We start from the raw sequence: 17,091 nt of genomic DNA, 5'->3' as shown, positions 1-17,091 counted from the left end.
CGAGCCAGGTCTACTTCTTCAGCTGGTCGCGCAGAGCGGCGAGCTTGGCAAAAGGCGAGTCAGGATCGAAGCGCACCGGGCGTTCCTCGCGCGGCTTCGGCTGGAAAGCCGGCTTGCTGCCTTGCGCACCCTTGCCGTCCGGCCTGCCGCCCTTCCAGTCGGACCGGCCTTCGCGGCGGTCCGACCGATCGCCTTGCGGGCGGCCGTCACGCCGCTGTTCGCCTTCGGCCTGTGGCTTGGGCTTGAACTTCGAACGGTCGAAGCGCGGCTTGCCGGCGCCTTCGCGCCGTCCTTCATGGGCCGGACGATCGCCAGGTGGAACTGCGGCTGGTGCGCCGGCAGCATCCACAGGCGCATCGCTTCGGCCGCGCCCTTGCGCGTTGCGCGGGCGATTGTTCCTGCGGCTGTCGTCGCGGTTGCGCGGGCGCTGTTCGAAGCGACCCTGGCGCCACAACAGTATGGGCTTTGGCGCTTCGGCTTCTGGGGCGGGTTCGCTGCTGGCGGCCGCTTCAGCCGCCGCTGCAGGTTCGTTTGGCGCGGCGTCCGTTGCGGGCGCGGCATCTGGCGTCAGCTCGGCCGGTGCGGTTTCAATCTCGGCAGCTTCAGCCGCTGCCTTTGGTTCAACCGGCGCAGGTTCGGCGGCCTCTGCAACAATCTCGGCTACCGGCGCTTCGTCCTGCACGGTTTCGACTGGAGTGTCCGCCTGTTCTGCCACATCGGGCACAGTCGGTTCTGCGGCGGTGTCCGCGATGATTTCGGCAGGACTTTCGACCGGCTTTTCCGAAACGGCCACTGCGTCCGATGCCGGCTCCGAACCTTCGATCGCTGCCTCCGCAGCCGCGTCGGTTGCCGCGGCTTCCGCCGCTTTGGCCTGTTCGGCTTTTGCCGCCTCTTCCGCCGCCAGCTTGGCCGCCGCAGCTTCGCGCGCGGCATTGTCCTGTGCTTCGAGCCGTGCCTTGACTTCCACGGCCGGCTTAGGCTCGGCGCGGTAGCCCAAGCCTTTCAGGATTTCTTCCATATCGTCGGCGGTGGCGCCGAGGATCGACATCATCGGCGGCGTCACCATGAAGGACTGGCCGTCATAGGCGCCGTCCGGGCGTTGGCCGAGACCGGGCTTCCAGTTGGTCGCCGGGCGGATCAAGTCGGCCAGCCGTTCCAGGATGTCGATGCGCACGGCGCGGCGGCCGAGATTGCGGTAGCCGGCCAACTTGTAGAAGGTCTTGTCGAAGGCAGGATCGATGACCACCGATGTGCGGCCGGAAGCCAGCGCGTGAACCACGTCGCCAAAGCCGGGCTTGTCCTTGCCGTCGTTCTGCAATGCCCAGAGGAGCGTCACCAGCCCGGCGGGCGCCGGCTTGATCAGCGCCGGCACGAAGACATGGTAGGCGCCGAAGCGCACGCCAAGCCGGCGAAGGGCGGCGCGACCTTCCTGGTCGAGCGACTTCATCTCCTCGGCGATGTCGCGGCGGTTGATGAGGCCGAAATTCTCGACCAGCTGGAAGGCGATGCCACGGCCGATGCCGGAAATCTGGTCGGCATTCTTAAGGTCGACCAGCGGCTTCAGCAGCGATTCGACCTGGAAATTGACGAACCGCTCGGCACGCGCGGCGACCTTGTCGCGTGCCGGGCCAGTCAGCTGTTCGTCGGCCAGCAGCACCAGGCGCGGCTTCAGCGCGTCTTCGCCGGAAACCAGCGTGCCGATCGGCGCGCCGATCCAGCGCAGCGTGCCGTCCGAGCCAAGCGCGATGTCGCCATTGGCTGAAGCGCCGAAGCGCTCGGCGCGCGCCTCGAACTCGGCGGCCAGCGCCTTCTGGGCGGCGGTGCGCACGGCCTTGGCATCTTCGCCGCCGACGGTCTGGTCGGCGGTGAAGCGGAACCCTTGCAACTCGCCGACATGGTGGCCTTCGACAAGGACGGTTCCGGTAGGACTAATTTCGGCTTCAGGCATGGTATTTTCTCTAAGGCGCCGCATGAGGACGGAAGTCCTGCGGTCTACGAAGCGTTTCGTCAACCGCTCATGCAGCGCATCCGACAATCTGTCTTCGATTTCGCGCGTCTTTTCCTGCCAGTGTGCCTGATCGGCCAGCCAACCGGGCCGGTTCGACACGAATGTCCAGGTGCGGATCTGGGCAATGCGATGCGACAGCGTGTCGATGTCGCCCTCGGTGGTGTCGGCGCGGCGCACCTGCTCGGCCATGTAATTCTCGTCGACATGGCCATGCCGTGCAAGGTCCGTGTAGATCGAAGCAATGAGGTCTGCATGCTGGGCCGGCGCGATCCTGCGGTAATCGGGCAGCGCGCAGGCCTCCCACAGCAGCGCCACGCGTTTGGCATTGCTGGCAAGAGCGCGGATGTCTTCGTCGCGGGACAGATATTCAAGCGCCTGCGCGTCGACTGCAGGCAGCGCACGCGTCAGTCCTTCGACCGGGGCATTGGTTTCGATCGAGCGCTTCAGCGCATCGAGGCTGGCGAAGTCGAAACGCGCGGTTCGCCATTGCAGCACCTTCACCGGATCGAAATCATGGCCTTCGATCTTCTTGATCAGTTCCTCGTCCAGCGGGTCGACCTGGCCGGTGACGCCAAAGGTGCCGTCGCGCAGATGCCGACCGGCGCGGCCGGCGATCTGGCCAAGCTCGGCCGCCGTCAGGTTGCGATACTGATAACCATCGAACTTCCGGTTCTGGGCGAAAGCGACGTGATCGAGATCGAGGTTGAGGCCCATGCCGATGGCGTCGGTGGCAATGAGATAGTCGACATCGCCCGACTGGAACAGCGCCACCTGGGCGTTGCGGGTGCGTGGGCTGAGCGCGCCGAGCACGACGGCGGCGCCGCCTTGCTGGCGACGGATCAGTTCGGCGATCGCGTAGACCTCGTCGGCGGAGAAGGCGACGATCGCCGTGCGCCGCGGCAGACGGGTCAGTTTCTTGGAGCCGGCATAGGCAAGATGCGACAGCCTCGGCCGCGTCACCACGGAGACGCCTCTCAGCAGGCGCTGCAAAATGCCGTGCATGGTGGCGGCACCGAGCAGCAACGTTTCCTGACGGCCGCGCAGATGCAGGATGCGGTCGGTGAAGATGTGGCCGCGTTCGAGGTCGCCGGCAAGCTGCACCTCGTCGATGGCGACAAAGGCGGCATCGGTCTCGCGTGGCATGGCCTCAACGGTGCAGACCGAATATTTCGCGCCCGCCGGCTGGATCTTTTCCTCGCCGGTGATCAGCGCGACCTTGTGGGCGCCAACCTTTTCGCAGACGCGGGCATAGACCTCGCGCGCCAGCAGCCTGAGCGGGAGGCCGATGATACCACTCTCGTGTGCCACCATGCGCTCGATGGCGAGATGGGTCTTGCCGGTGTTGGTGGGCCCAAGTACGGCAGTCACGTCGCGACCCGAAAGGATCAGTGGCTCAGTGTGTTTCGGCTGGATGTTCATTGATCTGGAAATAAGGCTTCTGGCCTCTGGTTGTCGGGAGCGTGCCTCAACTGGCGCGTATGACAGGGGACACATAGGGATTTCGGGCGAGAAGCGAAAGCGGAATGTTCCGCCGGCGGCTAGAAGGGTCTTTGTCAAGCTCTCAATCGGCTGCGGATTAACGGATAGAACGAGTCTGGAACGAATCGGCGACGAATCAGTGACTCCTGCAGATTCAGCTTTTGTTCACGGCTACATGTGGGTTTTGCGACCACTGAACGCACCACATGCTGAATCCCCCAACTGGCCCGTTTCATGCTAGGAGAGCTATGACGTTAACCTTTGCCCATGAGCGATCATGAAGGCTTGGCGTCCCTCGCCCAACGGCATGAAATTGTTGATCTTTCCTAACCAACGTTAAGGATTAGGCTGACGATTCAGGTCGCCATCGTTAACTTTCCGGTCAAAGCCAGAACGAATCGGAGACGAATCGGCGATGGTATGATTTTCCTGGTTTGTTCACCCCAATACCTAGTGTTGTAGACAGGTTTTCCACCAATTATCCACAGGCTTGGGAACAGGTTTCGCACAGGGCAGCGGCCGGCCGTTAACCTCTGCGTGCCGGATTGGGTCAGCGACCGACGAGGACATCTCGAAAAGATCAGGCTGGCAACGAAAAACGGGCCGGCGTACCGGCCCGTCGATCTGTCCGCCTGCATCGCCGCGTCGTCAGACGAAATACTGGCCGCCATTGGCTGTGATGGTCGAACCGGTGATGAAGCCGGCATCTTCGGAAGCCAGGAAAACGACACAGCGCGCGATCTCCTCGGGCTCGCCGAGGCGGCCGACGGGGATTTGCGGGAGGATGCGCTCGTTGAGCACCTTCTCGTCGATCGCCTTGACCATCTCGGTGGCGATGTAGCCGGGGCAGATGACATTGACGGTGATGCCCGCGCGCGCGCCCTCTTGAGCCAGAGCTTTGCTGAAACCGATGTCGCCGGCCTTGGCGGCGGAATAGTTGACCTGGCCGGCCTGGCCCTTCTGGCCGTTGATCGAGGAGATGGTGATGACGCGGCCGAACTTGCGGTCGCGCATGCCGCTCCACAGCGGATGCGTCATGTTGAAGACGCCCGACAAATTGGTGTCGATGACCTCTTTCCACTGCTCGCGCGTGATCTTGTGGAACATGGCGTCACGGGTGATGCCGGCATTGTTTACCAGCACCGAGACGGGGCCGAGATCGGCCTCGACTTGGCTGATGCCGGCGGCGCAGGCGTCATAGTCGGCGACCGACCATTTGTAGACCGGAATGCCGGTCTCGGCCTTGAATTTCGCCGCCGCTTCGTCATTGCCGGCATAGTTGGCGGCAACCGAATAGCCGGCGTTCTTCAATGTGATCGAGATCGCTGCGCCGATGCCGCGCGATCCGCCTGTGACGATTGCTACCTTGGTCATGAAGTTCCTCCTCCCTAAAGTTTCTGGTGAATGGTCAATAGTGAATGGTGAATGGTCGAAGACGGACGGCTACCCGCCATTCACCATTTGCCACTCACCATTCACCCTTTTTCTCAGATTGCCTCCACGCACATGGCGACGCCCATGCCGCCGCCGATGCAGAGCGTAGCGAGGCCCTTCTTGGCGCCGCGCCGGCGCATCTCGAAGACCAGCGTGTTGAAGATGCGGGCACCCGAGGCGCCGATCGGGTGGCCGATGGCGATCGCACCGCCATTGACGTTGACGATCGAAGGATCCCAGCCCATGTCCTTGTTGACGGCGCAGGCTTGCGCCGCAAAGGCCTCGTTGGCCTCGATCAGGTCGAGATCGCCGACCGACCAGCCGGCCTTTTCCAATGCCTTGCGCGAGGCGGGAATAGGTCCGGTGCCCATGATCTGCGGATCGACGCCGGCGGTTGCCCAGGATACGATACGCGCCAGCGGGGTGATGCTGCGCCGCACCGCTTCCGCTTCGCTCATCAGCACAGCACCCGCGGCGCCGTCATTGATGCCGGAGGCGTTGGCGGCGGTTACCGTGCCGTCCTTGTCGAAAGCCGGCTTCAGCTTGGTCATGGCGTCGATCGTGGCGCCGTGACGGATGTACTCATCCTGGTCGACAATGGTGTCGCCCTTCTTGCCCTTGATGGTGACGGCGACGATCTCGTCCTTGAATTTGCCGGCCTTCTGCGCGGCCTCGGCCTTGTTCTGCGAGGCCAGTGCGAACTGGTCCTGGTCGTCGCGGGTGATCTGGAACTGGCGCGCGACGTTTTCGGCGGTGTTGCCCATGTGATAGCCGTTGAAGGCATCCCACAGCCCGTCCTTGATCATGGTGTCGATCAGCTTGAAGTCGCCCATCTTGACGCCGGCGCGCAGGTGCTGGGCATGTGTCGAAAGCGACATCGATTCCTGGCCGCCCGCGATGATCACCTTGGCGTCGCCGCTGGCGATCTGCTGCATGCCGAGCGCAATGGCGCGCAGCCCCGAGCCGCAAACCTGATTGAGGCCCCAGGCCGTGGTTTCCTTGGGCAGGCCGGCATTGATCGATGCCTGGCGGGCCGGGTTCTGACCCTGCGCCGCGGTCAGCACCTGACCAAGGATGACCTCGTCGACCTCGCCTGGTTCAACACCGGCGCGCGACAGCAATTCCCTGATGACGACGGCACCGAGCTCATGTGCCGGGGTGGCGGCGAAGGCGCCGTTGAAGGAGCCGACCGGTGTGCGTGCGGCGCTGGCGACGACGATGGAATTGGCAGAGGTCATTTTCTTCTCCGGACTTCGAGCTGTCGTATTTTTGGGCGTTGTTGGCGACTTTTCTTGCCCTTTCCATGATCCAAGTCAAACCGGAAATGGGCATGGCGCCCATGCGTCGCAAGCGGGTCGTGCTTCGCCGGGGCGGCAGTTCCCTCATTGCTGCGCAGCATATTTTGGCCGCTATGCAGCATTTAGTGATCCCGCACTGCACAAACTGCTTGGAATTGTGAGGCTTTTGCGCATATCCTCAAAAAAGGCACAATCGTTATCGGCGGCTTACTCAGAGGCTCGCCGGTGTCCCCGGGAGGATGTAGATGGCCGCGAAAGACGATCCGATCATCATCAAGAAATACGCCAATCGCCGCCTCTACAACACCGGCACCAGCACCTATGTGACGCTCGAGGACCTCGCCGAGATGGTCAAGAAGGGCGAGGAGTTCACCGTCCAGGACGCCAAGACCGGTGACGACATCACGCATCCGGTGCTGACCCAGATCATCTTCGAACTGGAGAACAAGGATGGGCAGAACATGCTGCCGATCCCGTTCCTGCGCCAGCTGATCGCCTATTACGGCGACCAGATGCAGATGATCGTGCCGAGCTTCCTCGAACAGTCGATGCTCGCCTTCTCCAAGGAGCAGGAGCGCTTTCGCGAGCAGATGAAGGGTGCTCTCGGCAAATCGCCGCTGGACATGATGAAAATCACCACGCCAATCAAGGCGCTGGAGGAGCAGACGCGCCGCAATATGGAAATGTTCCAGAATGCGATGCGTCTGTTCACGCCGTTTCCGCCCGCGGGCTCCGCACCAGCCGCTACGCCAGCGTCCGAGCCGGCCAAGAAGGAAACGCCTGACAAGCCCGACGACCTGCAGGAACTGAAGGACCAGATCGCAGCCATGCAGCGCAAGCTCGATACGATGTCTTGAGGCGTTCGGATCGAAAGATCCGATAGCAACGGCACATCGGATCGCTGCCCGTCTCACTTTTCCGAAGACCGGTACCCTTTCGGCCCTATGGCAGCACTCCCACATAACGGCCGCGGGGCCTGATAAGGCCTCCGCTTGTTATCTGTTCGACCGTATGCGCGGCCCAGCCGACGCTGCGTGCGAGTGCGAACAGTCGGAACGGCGCATCGCGCGGCAAGCCAAGGCTACGCGTCAGCGCGGCCAGGGCAAAGTCAATGTTGGGAAGCGCACCGGTCGCGGCATGGGCCGCGTCGTACAGCGACGACAGTGAGCCATCGACCTCGACAACCGACAGCAGCGCTTCCGCCCGCGGATCGCCGTCGGGATAGAGCTGATGACCGAAGCCCGGCAGCGGCCGATCGTGACTGAGCCAGCGCCGGATCGTCGCATCGGCGCCCTGCCGCGCCGCATCCTCGGCCAGTTGCATTACCGCCTCGCCGGCGCCGCCATGGCGAGGGCCTGACAGTGTCGAGAGCCCCGCGAGCAGGCAAGCGGCCAGCGGCGCGCCGGTCGAGGCCGCGACGCGCGCCGCGAAGGTCGACGCGTTCAGTTCATGGTCGGCAAGCAGGACAAGCGCGCGGCGGATCGCTTCCGCGCCGCCGGCATCCACCGACCAGTCGTGCGCCAATCGCCGGTGGACCGGACCTGATCCCGCCAGCGCGCCCAGCGCGCCGGCCAACACGCCGACAGCGTGCGCGGCATCGGCATGCAGCGACGCGGCATTGCGCCCGAGAGATGAGCGTTCCTGGCCGGCAAGCATGGCAAGTTGCGCAAAGGCCGCGGCTCGGCTGTCTTCAAGGGGCGCATCCGGCGACGGCGCTTCGAAAGCCACCGGTCCAGGCAGATTCCATAGCACTGCGGCCGTTTCTTCCAGTGTCGCATTCTCAGAAAGCGCAACGGCGTCCTGGCCACGATAGACAAGGCGACCATGCGAGACGGTCGAGATCGAGGTGACGACCGAAGGCTCGCCCCAGGCAATGGCGCTTTCGGCGATGGCCGAGGGGCTTCTTCCGCGCGCCCTTCGGGTTGCCAGCGCCGCTATGTCGTCGGCGCGATACTGGCTGCGGCGCGGATCGGAGCGGTCAGGCCGCATGCCGATGCGCCCACGGCTGACATAGGCGTACAGCGTCTGCGCCCGCACCTGGAGACGTTCAAGCGCTTCTTCTCGCGACAGCCACTCGGACATATCGAACTCTCATATTGATTCTATTGATCAAGATTGATGACCATGTTGTCCAGCCTTATCTCCGATCCCCAAAAGCTTCAAGGAGACAAGGCTATGGCGAATGGGCTCGATGATGTTGTAGCGGCGGAAACAGTGCTCTCCGACGTGGATGGTCTTGGCGGCCGTCTGACGATCCGGGGTCATTCGCTGCCGGAATTGGCCGGCCGCTGGAGCTATGCCCAGGTGGTTCGGCTGCTGCTGGATGGCTTTTTCGACGAGCTTCCCGATGATGCGGAACTGACGCGGGCTCTGGGCCAGGCGCGTGCGGACGTGTTCGAGCTGCTTTTGCCGTCGCTGCCCTTGCTGGCATCGTTCGATATCTACAGCGCCATGCGTGCCGGCATGGCGCTGCTGCCGGACGACGACACGCTGACGGACGCCTTGCTGCTGATCGCGGCGCCGGCGGTACTGACGCCGGCCTTGCTTCGCCTGCAACGCGGCGAGGAGGCGCTCTCCCCGGACAGTCGGGGCGATCACGCCGCCGACATGTTGCGGATGCTGAGTGGCAGCGTCGCCTCGCCAGGGCTGGCGAAGGCGCTCGACACCTATCTGGTGACCGTCTGCGATCACGGTCTCAATGCATCGACCTTTGCGACTCGCGTGGTCGCGTCCACGCAGGCTGGGCTGACTTCGTCGGTGCTGGCCGGGCTTGGCGCGCTCAAGGGGCCGCTGCATGGCGGCGCGCCTGGCCCTGTCATCGAGATGCTGGATGCAATCCAGGCGCATGGCGATGCGGCCGGCTGGCTGCGCGACGCGGTCGCGCATGGCGAGCGCATCATGGGCTTCGGACATCGCATCTACCGCGTGCGCGATCCGCGTGCCGATGTGCTGAAAGCGGTGGTGCGGCAACTCGGCGGCGAGGGCGAGGCCGGCCGCCGGCTGGCCTTCGCGGAGACGGTGGAGCAAGCGGCGCTCGACGTGCTGCGGGTTGCCAAGCCGTCGCGCTCGCTGCAGACCAATGTCGAGTTCTACACCGCGCTGCTGCTGGAAGCGGCGGGCTTTCCCAGCCAAGCCTTCAGCAATGTCTTTGCTGCCGGGCGTGTTTCCGGCTGGATTGCGCATGCACGCGAGCAGCAGAAAACCGGTCGGCTGATCCGCCCGCAGTCACGTTATGTCGGGCCCGTGCCGGACCTGGTTGCCTGAAGATTGTTTCGCTTGTGGGGAAGGACGGGGCGATTTGGCCTACGTCCTGCTGCAGCGGCTCATGACAAAAATGTCATCGCGCCGGACAAATCTGGCCGCTGTTATTGCGTCACATTGGGCATATATGCTGCACTGCAACATAGACCTGCTCTGCCGCAACCAGAGGATTCCGCCCTTGGCCACCAGGAAAACCGCAGTCATCACCGGCTCGACATCCGGCATTGGCCTGGCCATAGCCCAGGCGCTGGCGGGCGAAGGCCATAATGTCGTCGTCAATTCCTTCTCCGACACGGAAGCCGACCACGCCATCGCCGATGCGATCGCCAAACAACACGGCGTGAAGAGTGCCTACGTCAAGGCCGACATGTCGAAGCCGGCGGAATGCCGGGCACTTGTCGCCAAAGCGGCCGAGGCATTCGGGTCGGTCGATATTCTGATCAACAATGCCGGCATCCAGCATGTAGCGCCGGTGGAAGACTTCCCGATCGAGAAATGGGACGCCATCATAGCCATCAACCTGTCTTCGGCGTTCCACACCATCGCCGCCGCCATTCCGATGATGAAAAAAGCCGGCGGCGGCCGGATCGTCAATATTGCCTCGGCGCATGGTCTGGTCGCGTCGCCGTTCAAATCGGCCTATGTCGCGGCCAAGCACGGCATCTTAGGTCTGACCAAGACGGTGGCCCTCGAACTGGCGCGCGACAAGATCACCTGCAACGCCATCTGCCCCGGCTATGTGCTGACGCCCCTGGTCGAAGCGCAAATCCCCGACCAGATGAAAGCCCACGCCATGGACCGCGAGACCGTCATTCGCGAGGTCATGCTGGATAAGCAGCCGACCAAGGAATTCGTCACCGTCGAGCAGATCGCGGCAGCGGCGCTGTTCCTGTGTTCGGACGCAGCGGCGCAAGTCAACGGCACGCATCTCTCGGTCGATGGCGGCTGGACCGCCGCGTGAGGCCAGAATTTTCTCATCCCCCAAAGCGGGACAGATCAAGGACGACGCCATGACCAAAAACGGCAAGGCGGAGGAGACGAAGAAGATCAACATTGCGCTTCAGGGCGGCGGCTCGCACGGGGCCTTTTCCTGGGGTGTGCTCGACCGGCTGCTGGAGGACGGCAGGCTGGAGATATCAGCGGTGTCAGGCACCAGCGCCGGCGCCATGAACGCGGTTGCGGTGGCCGACGGTTTTGTCCGTGGCGGGGTTGAGGGCGCAAGACAGAAGCTCGACGATTTCTGGCGTGCGGTGGCGGCCAAGGGCCGGTTCAGCCCGGTGCAGCGGATGCCGTGGGATGTCGCCTGGGGCAACTGGTCGATCGAGAACACGCCGGGCTATGTCTTTTTCGACACCATGTCACGGGTGTTCTCGCCCTATGCCGCCAACCCGCTGGGCCTCAATCCGCTGCGTGACGTGGTTGCCAAGGAGATCGATTTTAAGAATGTCCGCGCCTGCAAGTCGATGGAACTGTTCATTTCGGCGACCAATGTCGAAACCGGACAGTTGCGCGTCTTTTCCGACGGCGAGATCGACCTCGATACGGTGATGGCTTCGGCCTGCCTGCCGCAGCTGTTCCGCGCCGTCGAGATCAAGGGCGTCCCCTATTGGGACGGCGGCTATGGCGGCAATCCGGCGCTTTATCCGTTCTTCAAGACGGCGGCGACCGAGGACGTGCTGCTGGTACAGATCAATCCGGTGGTGAGGGAGGGAACACCAAGGAGCGCCAATGAGATCCAGAACCGCATCGACGAGATCACCTTCAACGCCGGGCTGCTGCGCGAATTCCGTTCGATCGCCTTCGTCAAGGAACTGATCGCCGCCGGCCGTCTGCCGCATGGCGAATACCGCGACATCCGCATGCACCGCATCGATGCCGACGAGGCGTTCAAGGACCTGTCGGCATCGTCGAAGGTCAATGCCGAATGGGCGTTCCTGACCTATCTGCGCGATCTCGGCCGCACCGCCGCGACCGACTGGCTGGAAGAGAATTATGACGCTGTCGGCAAGCACCCGACGCTCGATCTCTCAGGCGAACTCGATGACGGTTTCAAGCCGATGCGCGGTCCCGCACCAGGCCGGCGGGTCAAGGAATTCCTCGCCGCGCGGAAGAACCCAGAGGTGGTTCGCCGTCGGGCCTGAACTCAACCTCGACACAACTCGACTTCATCCCGGCTTCAGGGTAGGTCGATCGTCCTGATCAGGGCGGCGGCTGCCCGGAGCTGCCCTGGCGCCTTCACGTGGCCTTCGCATGAAAAGTTCCCTATCATGCTGACGCCTACTGCCATGCTCGCCTTCAGAGCACCGTTCGCGATCGCGCAAGAGAGCCAGACGCCGGCGTTGGCGCCGGTCGACGCGGCAACAGGCCCGTCCGAATGAGGCAAGGTCTACGCCGTGTTTTCGCGTCCGCGCTGCGCCGACCGCCGTGTCGTGGACGACCGGCCGCGCTGGTCCGGTGCGCATCATGGCGGCGCGCGCGTTCACGCCTTCAACGTCCAAAGCGGCGTCGATGGGTCTGGTTTCGGCAATCCGGGCTTGCGTTGCACGACACGACATTTGTCCAGCTATTCCAATATTTTGCATGGGCCACAAGGGACCGAGGCTGGCATCTGGCATCGACCGAGATGGCCTGGCTCGGAAGGTCCTCGCCTGCACCCGGATCAAGGATCCCTCCGCCCGCAATGGCGGGCATAGCCTGCAGGATGTGGCGCTGTATGCGCGCGACGACAAATTGGCTGCCTGGGGCTGGGCCCGGTGGAGATCGCGAGTCAGCGCCAGGCTCGGCGGAAGACACATACGAGACGATCGAAAATGGATAGCGGCGGGCGCATCTTGTCCGGTGGCGCAATGATCTTGCAACTTTCGGACTATATTGCGGGACAACTTTGATGTAGAAGCGCGCTTCGCCGATCACGGCAAATTGAACACGGCTTGGCGCGCACCCATATCGGCGACGCGCCCGCGTTATGAGGACGCCGGCCGAACCCGCAGTGGAAAACAACGACGATGCCAAGAATCAGGTTTCACAAGCTTGCAGCCATTGTTGTGCTCATTGGTTTCGCGGCCTGGATGGCGACAGGCGAGTTTTCGTCCGTCGGCAGCGTAGCCGCCAACAATGCCAAGGCAGCCGGAGTCGAGCAGGCCAAGGCGCCGGACACCAACAAGCCCAAAGCGGCGGAAGCCGAGCCGAAGGCACCGCTGCGCACCGTGGCGGTGGTGACGCCGCCGCGCAAGACCTATGCACGCGCTATACGTGTTTCCGGGCTGACCGAAGCCGACAAGCGGGCGGTGCTGGCGACGCGCGTCGCCGGCGTGATCGACAAGCTGCCGGTCAAGCAAGGCCAGCACGTCAAGACCGGCGATCTGGTGATGATGCTTGCGGCGGAAGAAAAGATCTCGATGGTCGACAACGCCAGGCAATTGGTTGTGCAGCGTCAGGCCGAGTTGGAAGCGTCGCTGCAGCTGATGAAGTCAGGCAATTTGCCGAAGCTGCAGCTCGACACCGCGCGCTCCAATCTGACCCTGGCGCAATCGCAGTTGGATACCGCGCAGGCCGAGCTTGACCGCAACGAAGTCAAGGCGCCGTTTGACGGCGTTATCGACAGGGTGCCGGTGGAGCTTGGCAGTTCCATCATGCAGGGCGGCGAGGTGGCAACCATCCTCAAGCTTGACCCGGTGATTGCCCGCGGCGAAGTCAGCGAGCGCGACCTGGGCTATCTCAAGCTCGGCGACAAGGCCAATATACGACTGGTCAGCGGCCAGACCGTCGAAGGCACCGTGCGCTATATCAGCCGCGACGCATCGTCGGCGACCCGGACCTTCCGCGTCGAGGTGGCGATCCCCAATGGCGACGGCTCCGTGCCGGCTGGCATGACGGCGGAAATCGCGCTCAACGCCCAACCGACCGACGCAGTGCTGCTGCCGCGCTCGGTGGTGACGCTCGGGGACAAGGGCGACCTCGGCATCCGTGCCGTCGCCAAGGACAACAAGGTGGCGTTCTTCCCGATCGACCTTGTCGACGACACGCCGACCGGCCTCGTGCTCGGCGGCATTCCGGCCGATGCGCGCATCATAGTCGCCGGCCAGGAACTGGTGAAGGAAGGCGATCTGGTCAATCCGGTCGAGGCCGACCAGGCGACCATCAAGAAGCTGCTGGGCGAGGCGACTGCCGGCACGCAGTAGTATCGCGATGGACTAGCCCTGGATGGGGACAATCGGCTGCGACGCAGCTCCTGAAATTCAACAACAGGCGTTAGCCATGGATATCGTCAGACTCGCAATCAACAATGCCCGGCTGACCATTTCGGTCCTGGTGTTCCTCATCCTTGCCGGGGCGGTCGCTTATCAGTCGACGCCGAAGGAGGCGGAGCCTGACGTTCCGATTCCGATGATGTATATCAGCCTGATCTATCAGGGCATTTCGCCTGAGGATTCGGAACGGCTTTTGTTGCGGCCGATGGAAAGCAAGCTGAAAAGCTTGAAGGGCCTCAAGGAAATGCGTTCGGCGGCGTTCCAGGGCGGCGGCTACGTGCTGGTCGAATTCCAGCCGCAGACCAATCTGGCCACCGCGCTTCAGGATACGCGCAGCAAGGTGCAGGACGCCAAGGCCGACCTGCCACAGGCCGCCGAGGAACCGACAGTCAACGAAGTCAACATTTCCGAGTTTCCGGTGCTCGTCGTCACGCTGTCGGGCGAATTGCCCGAACGCGTGCTGACCGCCGCAGCACGCGAACTGCGCGACCGTATCGAGGAGGTGCCCGGCGTTCTCGAGGGCTCGCTGCAAGGTGCGCGCGACGACCTCGTCGAGGTCGTCATCGACCCGATGAAGCTGTCGTCCTATGGGCTGCAGCTCGATCAGCTGATCGGTGCGGTCGGCAGCTCCAACAGTCTGGTCGCCGCCGGCAACATCGAAGGCTCGGAAGGCAAGTACGCCGTCAAGGTGCCTTCGCTGATCGAGACGCCGGAGGATGTGGCGGCACTGCCGGTGGTCGCCGGCCCCAACGCCGTGGTGCAGGCCAAGGACATTGCCACGATCCGCTCGACCTTCAAGGATGCCGAAACGGTGACCCGCCTCAACGGCAAGCCGGCCATCGCCATCGAAGTCAAGAAGCGCATCGGCTCCAACCTTATCGACACCATCGCCAAGGTGCGGACGGTGTCCGACGAGTTCGTCAAATCCATGCCTGCGGGCATGAACGTCACCTACACGCAGGACAAGTCCGTCTTCGTCAACCAGCTGCTGGGCGATCTGCAGAACCACGTCATGATCGCCGTTATCCTGGTGTTCATCGTCATTCTCTATGCGCTGTCCGGCCGTGCCTCGCTGCTCATTGGCCTGGCCATTCCGTCGTCCTTCCTGATCGGCATCCTGCTGCTGGCGATGATGGGCTACACGATCAACATGATCGTGCTGTTCAGCCTCATCCTGGCTGTCGGCATGCTGGTCGACGACGCCATCATCGTCACCGAGTTCGCCGAGCGACGGATGAGCGAAGGCATGCCGAAGGAGGAAGCCTTCGCGCTCGCAGCCAAGCGCATGGCCGGTCCGGTCATCGCCGCGACGATGACGCGTATCGCCGCCTTCTCGCCGCTGCTGTTCTGGCCGGGCATCATCGGCGACTTCATGAAGTACATGCCGATCACCCTGATCGTCACGCTTTCGGCTTCGATGCTCTACGCGCTGGTGTTCGCGCCGACGCTGGGAGCGATCTTCGCCAAGGCGCCGCCGCATCACGAGGATGACAATCGCGACGGCTGGTACATGGCGATCGTCAAGCAGGCGGTGCGTTTCCCCATCACCGTGCTGGTGCTGACCGTCGCGCTGCTGTTCGGCGTCGGCTTTGCCTATTCGAAATACGGCGCCGGCGTCGAGTTCTTCCCGAACGTCGAGCCCGACTATGGCCTGCTCTACGTGCATGCGCGCGGCAATCTCTCGCTTGCCGAAATGGACACGGCGACCAAGGTCGCGGAAAACAGGCTGCTCGGCTGGCCCGGCGTCAAGTCGGTCTATACCCGCGTCGGCAAGACGCAAGGCGGCGGCCAGGATGTTCCCGAAGACGTCGTCGGCGTCATCCAGTACGAATTCATCGACTGGCGCGAGCGCAAGTCGGCGAACCACATCCTGGATGATTTGCGCGGCGTCATGGCCGGCATTCCCGGCGTCGATGTCGAGGTGCGCGTGCCGGAGGCCGGCCCTCCGACCGGCAAGCCGATCCAGATCAGGCTTTCGGCCGTCGACCCCAAGGGGCTCGACGACAAGGCCCGTGCGGTCGCGGCGCGCATTGGCAAGGTGCCGGGCGTCATAGACATCTCCGATGGCCTGCCGCCGCCCGGTGTCGACTGGGCGCTCGAGGTCGACCGCGCCAAGGCGGCGCAGTACAGCATCAGCCCGACCTCGGTCGGCACCGTGGTGCAGCTGGTGACCAACGGACTTAAACTCTCGGAATACCGTCCGGCCGGCGCCGATGACGCCGTCGACATCCGGCTTCGCCTGCCCGAGGACCGGCGCACGCTGTCGACGCTGGACGAACTGCGCGTGCAGACCTCGCAAGGCTCGGTGCCGATCTCGAACTTTGTCGTGCGCAAGCCTGAACCGACGGTCGGTATCCTCAACCGGATCGACGGCGCCCGTACGGTGGTCGTCCAGGCCAACGTTGCCGCCGGCGCCCAGGTCGCGGCCGTGCAGGAGCAGGTCACCAAGGCCGTCTCCGACATGGATCTGGGCAGCGGCATTCGCTGGAAGCTGGCTGGCTCGAACGAGGACAGTGCCGAAGCCAGCGCCTTCCTCAGCAAGGCCTTCGGAGCGGCGATCTTCCTGATCTTCCTGGTGCTGTTGGCGCAGTTCAACAAGTTCACCAGCGTCTGGCTGGTGCTGTCCTGCGTGGTCATGGCCACGATCGGCGTTTTCCTTGGGCTGCTGATAACAGGCGAGACGTTCGGCATCGTCATGTCGGGCATCGGCGTCATCGCGCTGGCCGGCGTGGTGGTGAACAACAACATCGTGCTGATCGACACCTATGATCGGCTGCGCGAAGAGGGCTGGGACAAGGTCGAGGCGGTGCTGCAGACCTGCCGCGAACGCGCCCGTCCGGTGGTGCTGACGGCGGTGTCGGCCATTCTCGGCGTGCTGCCGATCGCCTTCGGCCTTGGCCTCGAAATCTTCCATCACGAGACCACGATCAACGCGCCGTCGACGCAATGGTGGATTTCATTGTCGTCAGCGATCGTCTTCGGCCTGTCCTTCGCCACAGTACTGACGCTGGTGGTGACACCGTCGATGCTGATGGTTTTCACCCGCGCCAAAGTCAGGCCTGGCGCGCGGCGCGGCTGGTTCAGCCGGCTGTTCCGGCGCGGCAAGGGCGAGATCTCGTCGGCCGATGCGCCAGGACAGGACGATGCCGGAGCCGAGCCGGAGATCGCCTTTCCAAAAGCCGCCGAATAGACCCGTTACCGATTTGAACGGCAAAGGCCGCCCGGAACAACCGGGCGGCCTTTTGCATTGTTGTCTCCAAGAGCAACGTGAAGCGTTGTCTCCCAGACAAATGCGAAGCATCGCCCCGGAAGCAACGTAAAGTGATGTCCCGGGTGCAACGCAAAGCGTTGTCACCGGAGC

Annotated in this window: 10 protein-coding genes; 6 read left to right on the top strand and 4 right to left on the bottom strand. The window is 63.5% G+C overall.

The features are described 5' to 3' along the window. Positions 1-10 precede the first annotated feature (10 nt). The 3 genes from NKJ01_RS09775 to NKJ01_RS09765 all read right to left on the bottom strand — a co-directional run bounded on the left by NKJ01_RS09775 (position 11) and on the right by NKJ01_RS09765 (position 6,159). Positions 11-3,427 carry a helicase-related protein gene (locus NKJ01_RS09775; RefSeq protein WP_352727598.1) on the bottom strand — a complete coding sequence of 1,139 codons (3,417 nt, stop codon included), beginning with the start codon at positions 3,425-3,427 and terminating at the stop codon, positions 11-13. 708 nt (positions 3,428-4,135) lie between these two features. Continuing rightward, positions 4,136-4,861, bottom strand: coding sequence for an acetoacetyl-CoA reductase (gene phbB / locus NKJ01_RS09770; RefSeq protein WP_352727597.1), 726 nt, complete (start codon positions 4,859-4,861; stop codon positions 4,136-4,138). Between the two features lie 113 nt (positions 4,862-4,974). Then, entirely contained in the window at positions 4,975-6,159 is a 1,185-nt protein-coding gene (locus NKJ01_RS09765; RefSeq protein ID WP_352727596.1) for an acetyl-CoA C-acetyltransferase, read from the bottom strand. Between the two features lie 305 nt (positions 6,160-6,464). On the opposite strand from NKJ01_RS09765, the gene phaR reads away from it, so the two are divergent. Next, positions 6,465-7,076, top strand: coding sequence for a polyhydroxyalkanoate synthesis repressor PhaR (gene phaR / locus NKJ01_RS09760; protein ID WP_023762886.1), 612 nt, complete (start codon positions 6,465-6,467; stop codon positions 7,074-7,076). An 85-nt stretch (positions 7,077-7,161) separates the two neighbouring features. Here the strand turns inward: phaR and NKJ01_RS09755 are convergent, their stop codons facing one another. Then, a complete protein-coding gene (locus NKJ01_RS09755) occupies positions 7,162-8,301 on the bottom strand; it encodes a citrate/2-methylcitrate synthase (protein WP_352727595.1) in 1,140 nt (379 codons plus the stop codon). 93 nt (positions 8,302-8,394) lie between these two features. Between NKJ01_RS09755 and NKJ01_RS09750 the strand changes: the two genes are divergently transcribed. From NKJ01_RS09750 to NKJ01_RS09730, 5 genes are all read left to right on the top strand, one after another. Continuing rightward, on the top strand, positions 8,395-9,483 hold the full coding sequence (locus NKJ01_RS09750) for a citrate synthase/methylcitrate synthase (RefSeq protein WP_352727594.1): 1,089 nt from the start codon (positions 8,395-8,397) through the stop codon (positions 9,481-9,483). A gap of 175 nt (positions 9,484-9,658) precedes the next feature. Further along, positions 9,659-10,441 (top strand): 3-hydroxybutyrate dehydrogenase, encoded by a 783-nt coding sequence (locus NKJ01_RS09745; protein ID WP_502905870.1) that lies wholly within the window; start codon positions 9,659-9,661, stop codon positions 10,439-10,441. A gap of 49 nt (positions 10,442-10,490) precedes the next feature. After that, on the top strand, positions 10,491-11,621 hold the full coding sequence (locus tag NKJ01_RS09740; RefSeq protein ID WP_352727593.1) for a patatin-like phospholipase family protein: 1,131 nt from the start codon (positions 10,491-10,493) through the stop codon (positions 11,619-11,621). Between the two features lie 864 nt (positions 11,622-12,485). Then, a complete protein-coding gene (locus NKJ01_RS09735; RefSeq protein WP_352727592.1) occupies positions 12,486-13,661 on the top strand; it encodes an efflux RND transporter periplasmic adaptor subunit in 1,176 nt (391 codons plus the stop codon). A gap of 76 nt (positions 13,662-13,737) precedes the next feature. Continuing rightward, complete coding sequence (locus NKJ01_RS09730; protein WP_352727591.1) at positions 13,738-16,920, top strand: efflux RND transporter permease subunit; 3,183 nt, start codon at positions 13,738-13,740, stop codon at positions 16,918-16,920. Positions 16,921-17,091 lie beyond the last annotated feature (171 nt).

The organism is Mesorhizobium sp. M0276 (assembly GCF_040321755.1).
GTDB lineage: Bacteria > Pseudomonadota > Alphaproteobacteria > Rhizobiales > Rhizobiaceae > Mesorhizobium.
This window is presented reverse-complemented; position numbering and strand designations above follow the sequence as displayed.

What these genes read in the sequence shown, in the direction of transcription:
- phbB (WP_352727597.1), bottom strand. Translation starts at nt 4,861, where the DNA reads ATGACCAAGGTAGCAATCGTCACAGGCGGATCGCGCGGCATCGGCGCA.
- phaR (WP_023762886.1), top strand. Translation starts at nt 6,465, where the DNA reads ATGGCCGCGAAAGACGATCCGATCATCATCAAGAAATACGCCAATCGC.
- NKJ01_RS09765 (WP_352727596.1), bottom strand. Translation starts at nt 6,159, where the DNA reads ATGACCTCTGCCAATTCCATCGTCGTCGCCAGCGCCGCACGCACACCG.
- NKJ01_RS09740 (WP_352727593.1), top strand. Translation starts at nt 10,491, where the DNA reads ATGACCAAAAACGGCAAGGCGGAGGAGACGAAGAAGATCAACATTGCG.
- NKJ01_RS09755 (WP_352727595.1), bottom strand. Translation starts at nt 8,301, where the DNA reads ATGTCCGAGTGGCTGTCGCGAGAAGAAGCGCTTGAACGTCTCCAGGTG.
- NKJ01_RS09775 (WP_352727598.1), bottom strand. Translation starts at nt 3,427, where the DNA reads ATGAACATCCAGCCGAAACACACTGAGCCACTGATCCTTTCGGGTCGC.
- NKJ01_RS09730 (WP_352727591.1), top strand. Translation starts at nt 13,738, where the DNA reads ATGGATATCGTCAGACTCGCAATCAACAATGCCCGGCTGACCATTTCG.
- NKJ01_RS09750 (WP_352727594.1), top strand. Translation starts at nt 8,395, where the DNA reads ATGGCGAATGGGCTCGATGATGTTGTAGCGGCGGAAACAGTGCTCTCC.
- NKJ01_RS09735 (WP_352727592.1), top strand. Translation starts at nt 12,486, where the DNA reads ATGCCAAGAATCAGGTTTCACAAGCTTGCAGCCATTGTTGTGCTCATT.